General features: G+C 67.8%; 12 protein-coding genes. 6 read left to right on the plus strand and 6 right to left on the minus strand.

Annotated features, from left to right (window positions below; all coding sequences use genetic code 11):
* Positions 1-65: 65 nt before the first annotated feature.
* The gene (locus ACWGSK_RS06490; RefSeq protein ID WP_358514498.1) at positions 66-779 is read right to left on the minus strand and encodes a PIG-L deacetylase family protein; all 714 of its coding nucleotides are present in this window, start codon (positions 777-779) and stop codon (positions 66-68) included.
* Between the two features lie 111 nt (positions 780-890).
* Positions 891-1,709 carry a WbqC family protein gene (locus ACWGSK_RS06495; protein WP_358514496.1) on the minus strand — a complete coding sequence of 273 codons (819 nt, stop codon included), beginning with the start codon at positions 1,707-1,709 and terminating at the stop codon, positions 891-893.
* 268 nt (positions 1,710-1,977) lie between these two features.
* Between ACWGSK_RS06495 and ACWGSK_RS06500 the strand changes: the two genes are divergently transcribed.
* Both ACWGSK_RS06500 and ACWGSK_RS06505 read left to right on the plus strand, forming a co-directional pair.
* Positions 1,978-3,546: a glycosyltransferase family 2 protein gene (locus ACWGSK_RS06500; protein ID WP_358514494.1), complete on the plus strand. Its 1,569-nt coding sequence runs from the start codon at positions 1,978-1,980 to the stop codon at positions 3,544-3,546.
* A 142-nt stretch (positions 3,547-3,688) separates the two neighbouring features.
* Entirely contained in the window at positions 3,689-4,108 is a 420-nt protein-coding gene (locus ACWGSK_RS06505; RefSeq protein WP_358514492.1) for a DUF3817 domain-containing protein, read from the plus strand.
* On the opposite strand, the gene ACWGSK_RS06510 is transcribed toward ACWGSK_RS06505, so the two are convergent.
* Both ACWGSK_RS06510 and ACWGSK_RS06515 read right to left on the minus strand, forming a co-directional pair.
* Positions 4,084-4,884, minus strand: a complete 801-nt coding sequence (locus ACWGSK_RS06510; RefSeq protein WP_358514490.1) for an SURF1 family protein — start codon at positions 4,882-4,884, stop codon at positions 4,084-4,086. The genes ACWGSK_RS06505 and ACWGSK_RS06510 overlap by 25 nt on opposite strands.
* 377 nt (positions 4,885-5,261) lie before the next feature.
* On the minus strand, positions 5,262-5,795 hold the full coding sequence (locus ACWGSK_RS06515) for a DinB family protein (protein WP_358514488.1): 534 nt from the start codon (positions 5,793-5,795) through the stop codon (positions 5,262-5,264).
* Between the two features lie 151 nt (positions 5,796-5,946).
* Here ACWGSK_RS06515 and ACWGSK_RS06520 point away from each other — a divergent pair, with 151 nt between their 5' ends.
* Positions 5,947-6,714 (plus strand): alpha/beta fold hydrolase, encoded by a 768-nt coding sequence (locus tag ACWGSK_RS06520; RefSeq protein WP_358514486.1) that lies wholly within the window; start codon positions 5,947-5,949, stop codon positions 6,712-6,714.
* A gap of 11 nt (positions 6,715-6,725) precedes the next feature.
* Here ACWGSK_RS06520 and ACWGSK_RS06525 read toward each other — a convergent pair whose 3' ends face one another.
* Both ACWGSK_RS06525 and ACWGSK_RS06530 read right to left on the minus strand, forming a co-directional pair.
* Entirely contained in the window at positions 6,726-7,169 is a 444-nt protein-coding gene (locus ACWGSK_RS06525; protein ID WP_358514484.1) for a VOC family protein, read from the minus strand.
* A gap of 201 nt (positions 7,170-7,370) precedes the next feature.
* Positions 7,371-8,036 (minus strand): class II aldolase/adducin family protein, encoded by a 666-nt coding sequence (locus ACWGSK_RS06530; RefSeq protein ID WP_358504024.1) that lies wholly within the window; start codon positions 8,034-8,036, stop codon positions 7,371-7,373.
* Positions 8,037-8,336: 300 nt separating this feature from the next.
* On the opposite strand from ACWGSK_RS06530, the gene ACWGSK_RS06535 reads away from it, so the two are divergent.
* From ACWGSK_RS06535 to ACWGSK_RS06545, 3 genes are all read left to right on the plus strand, one after another.
* Positions 8,337-9,872 carry an aldehyde dehydrogenase family protein gene (locus ACWGSK_RS06535; protein WP_358504082.1) on the plus strand — a complete coding sequence of 512 codons (1,536 nt, stop codon included), beginning with the start codon at positions 8,337-8,339 and terminating at the stop codon, positions 9,870-9,872.
* Between the two features lie 188 nt (positions 9,873-10,060).
* A complete protein-coding gene (locus ACWGSK_RS06540; protein WP_358504021.1) occupies positions 10,061-11,635 on the plus strand; it encodes a GMC family oxidoreductase in 1,575 nt (524 codons plus the stop codon).
* A complete protein-coding gene (locus ACWGSK_RS06545) occupies positions 11,632-12,798 on the plus strand; it encodes a quaternary amine ABC transporter ATP-binding protein (RefSeq protein WP_358504018.1) in 1,167 nt (388 codons plus the stop codon). The genes ACWGSK_RS06540 and ACWGSK_RS06545 overlap by 4 nt, the downstream gene beginning before the upstream one ends.

A 12,798-nucleotide genomic window follows, 5' to 3' on the forward strand; every position in this document is an offset into this window, starting at 1 on the left:
TCTTCTTCGCGGGGGACTGGGTGCGCTGGGGACGGGTGGGGGAGTTCTGGTGCCTCACGGGGTGCTCAGGCCAGGTGCCGGAGCACGTGGTAGCCCTCGCCGAGGGCCACCCCGGCCTGCATACCCCTGAGGACGGCGAGGCTGCGCAGGGTGAGTTCGGAACGGGTGTGCGGGTGCTCGTGGCTCTGCGAGCCGTACAGCTCCATGCCCTGGAGCTTGATCAGCAGGTCCTCCTCCTCCAGTTCGACGATGAGGTTGGGCGACTCCACCGGTTCGGTCCGCCACTGGTCGGCCGCCTCCTCGTAGGCCATCACCAGGCCGGGGTGGTGGCGCAGCCGGTTGTTGGAGGGGCGCAGGGCGGTGTGGACGGCCTCGGCGGTCGCCTGGTGGTCCTGGTTGTAGCTGGTGCGGTGCGGGATGAGCACCACGGTGGGTCGCAGGCGCGCGATCGATAGCGGGCTCTCCTGCTCGACGAGCCGGGCCAGTTCCACGCGAGGGATGCCGTCGAGCCGCAGGTGGTTCGAGTCGCCCGGCAGGGCCATGTGCCAGTCGTCCCAGTGGAAGTGCTCGGAGGCCCTCTTGATCTCGGTGTGGCGTTCCTGGGCCGTGGAGAAGCCCTTCGGGGACTGGTCCGCGGTGTCGCCGACCGTTATGAACTGGACGTAGACCTCCGCGCCCGCGCGTTTGGCCTTGCTCATCAGGCCGCCGCAACCGAGGGTCTCGTCGTCAGGGTGGGGGGAGTAGACCAGGAGACGCTCCTGTGACCAGTCCATCGTCATGTCGGTTTCCCGTCCTTTGCCGAATGTGGGGGCGATCGGTGGTTACCCGGGCGGTTCACGACCTCGTGCCGCGGTCCGGGAGGGCGGTGACCCGATGTGCCGACCAGTGGGTCAGTCGCGGGTTCTTGCCTGTCGGAGTACACGCAACGATTCCGGTCCGGCGTTGAGTAGGAGATCGATCGCGGCCAGGCGGGGGACGAACGGTTCGGTGCCCTTGCGAGTGCGTTGCGGGTACTCCGGGTGTCGGAAGTCCTGCCACTCGATGTCCACCCCGTAGCGGTCCGTGATCTCGGGGTCCATGTAGCCCTTGGACCCTTCTCCGGCGAGCAGCGTGCTCGCGCCGGCCTTCGCGCAGATCTGTGCGAGCAGCTCGCTCTTGGACCCGGGAAAGTCCCCGAGGTCCCCCGCGCGCAGAATCGGTGTGTCGATACCGAACCCGCGCATCAGCATGAGTGTGGTCGCGATGGACAGATCTGCGAGATTCTCCCACTCGGTCTCGTACAGGTGAGCGATTTCGTCTTTGTAATCGTCCCAGTACGGGGCCTTGCGGTAACAGTGTTCAGCCAGTGCCCTGTAGTGCTTCATCCTCCATTTCTGGGTGTTGTCGATCTTCTTGTCCCGAATGAGTTCGGCCCTGCTCGCCTGCCCTACCGGGATGGTCAGCAGGACCGGCTCACCGGATCCCGCTACGTAGTTTCGGTTCTGCCATCCACGGCGTTCGAACTGGACCGTGTCGAGCATGATGAACCGGTCGGATCGATCGATCTTGTCGATGAGCCCCAACCAGGGCCAATAGTGCGGCTGGTGGATCGCCACCGTCGCTCGACCGGGGTCGTCGCCGGTGAGCGGGGTGTGCCGCCGGGTGCCGCTGTGGTCGGGGCGGGCAGGATCTGGCGATGGGGAACGTGAGTCGCCGATCACGCCGGGCATTCTCCTTCTCTCGTCGGGTCACGGGGAGGCGAATCCTTTCCGACTACTAAGACGTATCGGATATTCCGGTGACGTTGACTGTCATCGCTTCGCCTCAAATATCCTCTAATGGTTACCACCTCGCGCAAGCCCGTGTATACGATTTGCGTGGCCTACATAGGACGCGAAGCCGGGTGAACCTATCGGTCGCGCAGGGCGTCAACCTAACACCGACTTTGCGAGTTAATGTCGGTCCGAAACCGATAACTGTCGGAGGAGTCCTAGGGCTGTGCGTATCGCGCGTTTCATCGGTGGCCTACTGACCGGGCTGATCGCCCTGGCGCTGGCCATCGCTCTCTTCGTCTTCTGGTTCGACTTCGCCACGGGCATGGCCGCCGCATCCGGGCTGGGGGCCCTGGGTTACGTGTTCCTGTGGATGGCCTTCGGGCTCAACCTCCTGCTATGGACCGTGATGGGCCTGCTCCGGCTGGCCGAGGACGGTGCCAGGGCGGCTCTGCGCCGTGATCCGGAGCGCAAGAGGAACCGTGCGTCGGCCCGCGGCCGTGAACGCGAGAAGGTGCTCGTCGGAGCCGGCGGTGGTGACACCGGTGGCACGAGCGACACCGGCGAAACCCTCGTGGCCACAAGTGGCAACGACGAGGGGGCCGAGGGGGACCTGATCCGGACACCACCGGGGGGCGATTCCGTCGCGACCGATCCGGACGACATCACCATCGCCGTCATCATCCCGGCGCACAACGAGGAGCCGGTGATCGACACGGCCATCTCCTCGGCGCTGGGTCTGTTCAACCGCTGGGACATCTACGTGGTCTCGGACTCCTCCAAGGACTCCACCGCCGAGATCGCCGCGAAGACCGGTGTGAACGTCCTCGAACTCCTCACCAACCGGGGCAAGGCGGGTGCCATCGAGGCGGTCATCGAGGAGTTCGCGCTGACCGAGAACTACGACGGCGTGCTGATCCTGGACGCCGACACCGAACTCCACCCGGGGTACGTCGAAGGCGCCAAGCGACAGCTGGCCGACCCCGACGTCGCCGCCGTGGCGGGTTTCGTGGTCTCGGAGTGGAAGCCGCGAGAGCGCGGCATCATCGGACGGATCATCTCGGCCTACCGGGACCGCCTGTACTTCATGCTCCAGTACTTCATGCGTTTCGGGCAGACCTGGAAGCGCCTCAACGTCTCCTTCATCGTGCCGGGCTTCGCCAGCGTCTACCGCAGCCGCGCGCTCAAACAGATCACCGTGAACCCGCCGGGGCTGGTGATCGAGGACTTCAACATGACCTTCGAGGTGCACCACAAGCGCCTCGGTCGGGTCTCGATGAACACCGACACCAAGGCCTTCAGCCAGGACCCGTTCACCTTTCGCGACTACCGCAAGCAGGTGGGTCGCTGGACACTCGGTTTCTGGCAGACGCTGCGCAGGCACAAGATGTGGCCCAGCCTCTTCTGTCTGTGCCTGGCGCTGTACGTGTTCGAGGTCGTCCTGGTCTCGTTGCTCTTCCTCGTCACGGTGGCCATCGCGGCGTTCGTGCTGCTCGGCACGTTCGCCGGCGACATGCTCACCGGGCTCCCGTTCTTCACCGACTCGTTCACCGCGGTGACGGCCTTCCTGCCACTTGCGGCGCTGGCCATCGGTCTGCTGGTGCCCGACTACATGCTCACCTGCGTGATGACCATGATCCGGCGCAGGCCCTCGTACCTGTTCTACGGGCTGTTCTTCTTCCCGATCAGGGTCGTGGACTCCTACATCTCGCTGCGGATGATCCCGAAGGCCTGGACCGCCAAGTCCGACGGTCGCTGGAGCAGCCCCGTCCGTGTCTCCAACAAGGACAAGTAAGGACAAGTGAGGCCCGACGGCGAGAATGTGAGATCGAACGGCCACGGCCACCCCGAGCGCGGCGGGTCGCCGGCACCACTTAGCCTCGATGGAGGGGATCCGCCCCTATGCGGGGCCAGTCGTTGAAGTGGGTGTGTTGGCAGTGGACAAGAGGCGTGTGTCGTTCGGGCTGTACCGCGTGTTGGCCTATGTGACGGGTGTCTTCCTCATCGGGTTGACCTTCGTCGCCATGCCCGCCAAGTACCTGGTCGGCGAGACCTCGATGTTCGCCCTCGCGCCCGCGCCGGAGGGCCTGGAACACTGGTTCGGTCCCGAGTCCCCGCTGATGCTCTTCATCGCGATGCCGCACGGCTACATCTACATGCTCTACGTGCTGGTGGTCCTGTGGGTGTCGCTCGACCGTCGCTGGGGCGCCGGCCGCACCCTGGGCGTGGTGCTCGCGGGCACCATCCCGATCCTCGGTTTCGTGGTCGAGCACCGCGTCGTGAAGTCGGAGCGGGCCAAGGAGGAGCGGGCCGCGTCCGCGCGTGGCGGGAGTCAGGAACCCGCGCCCACCTCTTGATCCGTCCGCGCCTTCCCGTCCTCTGAGGCCCCGCCCGATTCCCGGGTGCGGGCCTCCTTCAGGTCACGGCGCATCAGGAGGAACCAGAAGACCAGCGCGGACACCCCGAACATCGCCCACTGGACGGTGTAGCTGAGGCTGCGCCAGTTGATGGTGAACCCGGTCGGTGGTTCCGGCGGCGGCATGGCGGTGAGCCCGTCGACCGCGGGTTCCCGGTCGGGGAGGGTGAGGTAGGCCGCGTACAGCCGCTGGTCCCACGCCGAGACCAGAACCGACGGGGCGATCCGCTCCACCGTGCCCTCCTCGGGCGCGCCCATGGGGACGAACCCGTCCGAGGTGTCCTGTGGGGGCTGGAGCCATCCGGAGACGGTCACGTCGCCCTCGGGCGCCGCCGGAACCGTGTCGGGGTCCTCGGTCCAACCTCGGTTCACCGGCATCGCGACGCCCTCCTCGGTGACGAGGGGGATCACCACGGCGTAACCCTCGGCACCGTCCAGGTACTGGGGCACCAGGACCTGGGAGTCGGCGTCGAAGTGCCCGCTCGCCTCGACCGCGGTGTTCGCGGTGAGGTCGGGGTGCAGGTATTCGCCGGGTTCGCCGAGTTCGTCGACCGTGATGGCGTCCGCGAGGTCCTCCACCGGGTTGGTGATGACGTCGCGGTCCGGCTCGAAGGCGCGTGTGCCCTGCCAATAGGTACCGGCCACGCATGCGATGGCCACGAGTACGGCCGCCAGGTGGATACCGAGCCAACGTGGGCTGAGGAGAGGTGAACTCACTCGTCCAGGCTATGCGCGGGTCCGGGGAGGCGGCTCATGACCCCTGGTTGACGATGGCCACAGCCGCTTGGGCGTTCATCACCCGAGTAATGGCGATCACTTTAAGTAGTTCCTCGTAACTCAGGGTTGTTATCCGTGGGTGCGGTGGGTACTGTTTGTATCAACGCGGAACGACAAGATCGCTTCCGCGGGCAGACCTTGAAGGTCGCGACTCCAGGGGGGAGGAGTCGCAGACCGTTCCCAGAGCGAGGGTCGCCTCCGTACTTTGAGGGGGGATGCGGAGGCGACTCTCGCCACCTCGTCCGGGGCGGGACCACTTACCGGTGGTCCCGCCCCGTCGTTGTGCGCGGACCCCCGGGCCCGGGGGTCCGGCCGGCTCAGCCCATGGTCTTCCGCCCGTCCAGGGACTCCCGGATGATGTCGGCGTGACCACAGTGCTGGGCGGTCTCCCGGATCAGGTGCAACAGCACGTCACGCACGGTCCACTCGGCGTCCTCCGGGAACCACGGAGCCGCGGGCAGCTTGTTGGAGATCTCCAGGTCCGGCAGGGAGCGTACGTACTCCTCGGTGGCCCTCGCGGTCTTCGCGTAGTCGGCGAGCACTCCCTCCAGGGTCTCGTCGCCGACCAGCCGGAAGGTGTTCTCGTGGAAGTCGTAGGTCTCCTGGGCCTCGTAGTCGACCTCCACCGGGCCCTCCTCGATGAATCGGATCCACCCGAGTTCGGCCGTGCTCACGTGTTTGACCAGACCCGCCAGGTGCAGCACGCTCTTGGTCGTGCGCGTGGTGGCCTGTTCCTGGTCCAGACCCTCGATCGTGGTGAGCAGGAACGCGCGCTGTTGGGCGAGGAAGTCCAACAGTGCCTCCCGCTCCACGTCGACCTGGTCGTTCGTCCGGGTGATCGTCGCAGTCATGGGAACCCCTTCATCGTGTCCGTCTCGCCGAACTCGACACTAGAAAGCATGGCGGTCAGTTCCTGTCCGCGACTTCCGATGACCTCGGGACTTTCCTGGCACCGCCGAAAGCACTCCGGATAACCTGGCGGTCTGGCGACCCGGAGGATTCATGGCCCTGATTCCGCTCCAGTACCGACTCGACGGACCCGAACACGCGCCGGTGGTGCTGCTCGTGCCGCCGTTCGGCACCAAGATGTCGGTCTGGGAGCCGCAGATGCCCGAACTCACCCTCAACCGTCGTGTGCTGCGGATCAACCACCGTGGCCACGGCCACTCACCGGCCCCGGACGGCCCCTGCAACATCGAGGACCTGGCCCTGGACGTGCTGGGGGTCCTGGAGGACCTGGGGGTCAGTCGGGTGTCCGCGGCCGGCGCCGGGTTCGGCGCTTCGCTCCTGCTGTGGATCGCGGCCAACTCCCCGCGCACGCTGGATCGACTCGTGCTCCTGGCGGCCGCGCCGCGCACGCCCGTCATGCACCGCTGGGACCGGGTCGCGGCCAGGGTGCGCACCGGCGGCATGGAGGCGGTCACCACCGAGGTGGTGCTGCCGTGGTTCACCCCCGACCTCACCGACCAACGCCCCGAGGTCGCGGCCCGCTTCAGTGAGGACTTCGACGGGATCGACCCGACCGCGTACGCCTCGATCTGCGACGCGATCCAGCGCATGGATCAGCGTCATCTGGTCCCGGGGGTGCGGGTGCCCACCACCGTCGTCTCCGCCGCGCACGATCCGCTGCTTCCGCCCGGGCACGGTCGCAGGCTCGCCGACGGGATCGCGGGGGCCCGCTTCGAGATGGTCTCCGGGGCCGCGCACCTTCTCGGCGTGGAGCGCGCCGATCGTGTCAACGAACTGTTGGTGGAACACGTGGCCGCCTGAGGCGGCGCCCATCAGTCCTCGGGCAGGCTCACCTCGCTCACCGGCTCGGCCGGTTCCACCACCGGGATCAGCGGGCGGTTGATCTCCAGCAGGTAGCCGTCCGGGTCGCGGAAATGCGCCGCCCGGATGCCCCACGCCGTCCAGTCGCGCGGCTCCATCACCTGGCGGGCGCCGTCGTTCACCAGGCGTTCCGCGGTTCCGTCGACGTCCTCGACCTCGAAGATCACCGCCAGTCGGTCCTGGTGGGGGAGTTCGGGGTCGGCGGTGTCGGTCTCCAGGGCCTCGGCCATGACCTCGCGCTGATTGATGGCCAGGCGTGTCCCCGACTCCACGTCGAACTCGGCGTAGCGACTGTTCTCGTCACCCCAAAGCACGGACAGGCCGAGAACGTCGGAGTAGAAGCGGAAGCAGGCCTCGTAGTCGTTAACGAGGAGCCTGATGTAGCTGCAGCGCATGGAGTCTCCTGCCGTGGCGGGGTGGGTCGTCGACACCATTCTCACGTCTGAGGGTGACGGATCACCGAGTATCCGTACCCGAATGTCGTGTGGCCGGATCCGGCCACACGACATCGCTCTCCCCCATCGACCTTTGGTTCCCGCCTCATGCCCCTTCCCGAAGCGACGTCGACGAGGATGCCCCGGAGGCCGACCGAAGACTCAGAGGAAGGGGTCGGGGCCGGCCCAGCCGTAGGTGTCGCGCTGCCGGATCTCGGCCAGCTCCTCCTCGGACAGCACACGCGGGCGACCGATCTGGCGGGCCCGGAGGTAGGCGGCGCTCAGCCAGTCGAGCAGGCGCAGGTTCTCCAGGGCGTGCTCCAGGTCGCGACCCAGCGTCACGCCACCGTGTCCCGCCAGCAGCGCGGCGTCCCGTCCCTTGAGCGCCTTGACCGCCTGGTCGGCGATGTCACCACCGCCGTACGGCATGTACGGGGTGACCGCGACGGCTCCGCCCAGGCCGGCGGCGCGGTGGTGGATCGGGGGCAGCTCCACCTCGACGGTGGACACGGCCACCGCGTCGGCCGTGAACGCGTTGACCACGGCGGTGACGTCCCGGTCGTGGTCGGCGGCCTGACGGTGCACCGCCATGTGCAGGGTGGTCTCGGCGGCCGGATCGCGCCGACCTTCGAGCATCCGGTCGTCCAGGGACATGACCGGGCAGTCCTGGGGCTGGATCTGGTCCAGTGGAACACCGTGCGGGGTGACGACCACCAGCTCGCCGCTGCGGACGCTGACGGTGCCCGCTTCACCGGGGGCGACGCCCGGGTGCCGGGCGATGGAGCGTGCGGTCAGGCAGACGTCACGGCGTTCTTGTTCGAGCAGCATGCGTTCCTCGATGGGGTTCGCGGGCGGCGGTCGCACGGGGGACGACCCGGGCGAGCGGGACGAACCAACTTAGGTACACCTAATGTACGTCAAAATCTTGTCCTTGTATTCCCCGGGGCGGAGTGTCCCTTGCTCACGGCCTCGCTCGTCGACGTAGGTCTATGCCACAGGCCGGTGACCGAGGCCACTGATGGGCGTCCCCAACGGCACAGTGTGCGTTTTGCCTGTTCATCGGCCTTATGGGACGTTGTGGAAAGTGTCCTACGAAAGAGGTCGTTTGTGACTATCAATCCCGGGCAGATGGGCTCCGTGAACCAGACCAACGCAACCCTGCCGTCCGTGCCGTACCTGTCCGCCCCCGGGACGGCCACCGCCACCAGCCTGTACATCGACGGAGAGTGGCGCGCGGCGAAGAACGGACGGGTCCGGGAGATCCTGGATCCCGCCGACGCCTCCGTTCTGACCGTCGTCAGCGAAGGTGGCCGCGCCGACACCGAGGCGGCCATCGCCGCCGCCCGACGCGCCTTCGACACCGGGGAGTGGCGCCGCACCGACGCCGCCCACCGTGGCCGCGTCCTCGACGGGATCGCCGACCTGCTGCAGCGCGACCGCGAGGAGATCGCGGTCATGGAGTCCCTCGACACCGGCAAGACCATCGAAGAGGGAGGCATGGACGTCGACGACGTCACCGCCGTCTTCCGTTACTACGCCGGTCTGGCCGACAAGGACGCGGGCCGACTGGTCTCCGCGCCCGAGGGCGTGCACAGCAAGGTCGTGTACGAGCCCGTCGGCGTCTGCGGCATGATCACGCCGTGGAACTACCCGCTGCTCCAGCTCGCCTGGAAGATGGCCCCCGCCCTCGCCGCCGGGAACACCATGGTGATCAAGCCCAGCGAGGTCACCCCCGTGACCACCGCCAAGCTGGTGGAACTGTCCACCGAGGCGGGCATCCCCGCGGGCGTGGTCAACCTGGTCCTGGGCAGCGGCCCCGAGGCCGGAGCGCCCCTGTCCGAGCACCCCGACGTCGACCTGATCTCCTTCACCGGTGGGCTGGTCACCGGGCGTCGGATCATGGCGGCGGCAGCCGAGACCGTCAAGAAGACCGCCCTGGAACTGGGCGGCAAGAACCCGAACATCATCTTCCCCGACGTCGACCTGGACACCGCCGTCGACTACGCGCTGAGCGCCGCGTTCTTCCACTCCGGGCAGGTGTGTTCGGCGGGTGCGCGCCTGATCGTGCACGACGACATCCACGACGCCTTCACCACCGAACTCGCCCGCCGGGCCGAGGCCATCCGCATCGGCCGTGGTCAGGACGAGGGCGTGCGCTGCGGCCCGCTGGTGTCCGCCGAACACCGCGCCAAGGTGGAGGGGTCCGTGGCCCGAGGCGTGGAGGAGGGCGCCCGGATCATCGCCGGTGGCAAGCGCCCCGACGACGCCGAACTGCGGGACGGCTACTTCTACCGCCCCACCGTGTTCGTGGACTGCGACCGCTCCATGGACATCGTTCAGACCGAGGTGTTCGGCCCGGTCGTGACCGTCGAACGCTTCGAGACCGAAGAGCAGGCGATCGAACTCGGCAACGACACCGACTACGGGCTCTCCGGCGGTGTGTGGACCGACGACACCGCCCGAGGCGAGCGTGTGGCCGCCGCCCTGCGCCACGGCACCGTGTGGATCAACGACTACGGCCCCTACTTCCCCGGAGCGGAGTGGGGCGGCTTCGGCCGCAGCGGGATCGGCCGTGAGTTGGGCCTGGCCGGACTCGACGAGTACCGCGAGGCCAAGCACGTCTACCGCAACCTGGCCCCCGAACCACAGCGCTGGTTCGGCTGATCGACCTCACCCCGGTGGCTGAGGCCCCGGGACCACCGGCCACCCGTCGGCGCGGAACCGTCCGCCGCGTCGACGGGTGTCCCCTCGACGTTCGAAGAACAACCGAAGAACAACCGAAGACACCACCAACACAACACAGGTCGGTTTCCCCGGCATCCCCGCGAGAGACCAACGAGAGGAATCGGTCCGTGTCCGATCAGGAACACACCTACGACTACGTCATCGTCGGCGGTGGAACGGCGGGCTCGGTGATCGCGAATCGCCTCACCGAAGACCCCGGCACCAGCGTCTGCCTCATCGAGGGAGGCCCCGACGACCGCGACCTCGAACACGTGCTCCGGCTCCGTGACTGGCTGAGCGTCCTCGACGGCGAACTCGACTACGGCTACCGGACCACGGAGCAGCCCAACGGCAACTCCCACATCCTGCACTCGCGCGCCCGCGTACTGGGCGGCTGCTCCTCGCACAACACGCTGATCAGCTTCCGGCCGTTCGCCGAGGACCTCGACGAGTGGGTCGCCGCCGGCGCCGAGGGCTGGGACAACACCACCGTCCAGTCCTACGCCGACCGGATCAAGTGCAACATCATCCCGATCGCCGAGAAGGACCGCAACGCCATGGTCCAGGACTGGGTGTCCTCGGCCTCGGAGGCAGCGGGCGTCCCGGTCGTCGAGGACTTCAACGCCCTCACCTCGCACGGTGGCGGCTTCGCCGACGGCACCGGCTTCCTGTCCATCGCCTACGACCCCTACACCGGCTACCGGTCCTCCGCCTCGGTGGCGTACCTGCACCCCATCATGGACGTGCGCGAGAACCTGACCGTGCTGCTGGAGACCTGGGTCGACAAGGTCCTGTTCGACGGCGACCGTGCCACCGGCGTCAGCGCGACGACCAAGGAAGGCGAACGGATCACCGTCAACGCCCGCCACGAGGTCGTCCTCGCCGCCGGAGCCGTCGACAGCCCTCGTCTGCTGATGCTGTCCGGTATCGGCAGGGCCGAGGACCTGGAATCGGTCGGGATCACGCCCCACCACGACCTGGCCGGGGTGGGAGAGAACCTCCAGGACCACCCCGAGTCGATCATCATGTGGGAGACCAACGAGCGGGTCCCCGAGAACACCGTGATGGACTCCGACGCGGCCCTGTTCGTGCGCCGCGACGAGAGTGACCCGCGCCCCGACCTGATGTTCCACATCTACCAGATCCCCTTCGACGACAACACGAAGCGGCTGGGCTACGACTCGCCCGAGGACGGGTACGCGGTCTGCATGACCCCCAACATCCCGCGGTCTCGTTCCCGTGGGCGGCTCTACCTCACCTCCGACGACCCCAAGGTCCAGCCGGCCCTGGACTTCCGCTACTTCACCGACCCCGACGGCTACGACGAGCGGACCATCGTCGACGGGCTGAGGATCGCCCGCGAGGTCGCCGCCACCGAACCGTTCAAGTCCTGGATCAAGCGCGAGGTCGCCCCCGGCCCGAGCATCCAAAGCGATGAGGAACTGTCCGAGTACGGACGCCGCGCCGCCCACACCGTCTACCACCCGGCGGGCACCTGCCGGATGGGCGCGGCCGACGACGACGGAGCGGTCGTCGACCCCCGCCTGCGCGTCCGTGGACTCAAGGGGCTGCGCGTCGCCGACGCCTCGGTCTTCCCGACCCTGCCCACCCCCAACCCGATGGTCATGGTCCTCGCCCTGGGCGAGCGCGCCGCCGACCTGATCCGTCAGGACCGGTCGGCCGAGAAGGGGGAGAGCCGATGAGTACCCAGGCCACCGAAACGACACCGGACGCGGGTACCTCCGATGTGACCTTCTCGGTCCGCAACCTGTGGAAGATCTTCGGCAAGAACGCCGACAAGGTCATCGGCACCGACCTGGAACGCGCCGACCGGGACCGCATCAAGGAGGAGACCGGCTGCACCGTGGCGGTGCGCGACGTCTCCTTCGAGGTGCGTCCGGGTGAGATCTTCGTGGTGATGGGCCTGTCCGGGTCCGGTAAGTCCACGCTCATCCGCTGCCTGACCCGGCTGATCGAGCCCACGTCCGGTTCGGTGCGGCTGGACGGCGAGGACATCGAGCAGGCGAGCGACCAGCGCCTGCGCGAACTGCGCAGACACAAGATGGCGATGGTCTTCCAGCACTTCGGGCTCCTGCCCAACCGTCGGATCATCGACAACGTCGCCTACGGTCTCGAAGTGCGGGGGATGGCGCGCGAGGAACGCTACGCGCGAGCCCGCGAGATGATCGACATGGTCGGACTGTCCGGGTACGAGAACGCGCGCCCCGGCGAACTCTCCGGCGGCATGCAACAGCGCGTGGGTCTGGCCCGCGCCCTCGCCGTCGACCCGCAGGTCCTGCTGTTCGACGAGCCGTTCAGCGCGCTGGACCCGCTGATCCGTCGCGACATGCAGAACGAGGTCGTCCGGCTGCAACGTGAGCTGAACAAGACCTCGGTCTTCATCACCCACGACCTCCAGGAGGCGCTCAAGCTGGGCGACCGCATCGCCATCATGCGTGACGGCGAACTCGTCCAGGTCGGTACCCCCGAGGAGGTCGTGGGCCGCCCCGCCAACGCCTACGTCGCCGACTTCACCTCCGACGTCGCGCGCACCACCGTGCTCACCGCCCGGTGGCTGGTGCGCGACGCGTTCCCGGAGGAACGCACCGATGGGCCGACCACCGCGCCCGGCACCGTCCTGGCCGAGGTCCTGCCGATGCTCGCCGCCAGCACCGCTCCGGTCCGGGTCGTGGAGGGCGACACCCTCCTCGGTTACGTGGGCCGCGACGACGTGCTGCGCGCCATCGCCGAAGACCAGTTGCACGACGTGGACCAGGTGGCCGCGATCGTGGAGGAGACGGTCGAGGAGATCCCTCCGGGGGCCGTCGACCACGGCGACGTCACCTCGCCCGGGGACGGTGCGTGA

This window comes from Nocardiopsis sp. NPDC055551 (genome assembly GCF_053619415.1).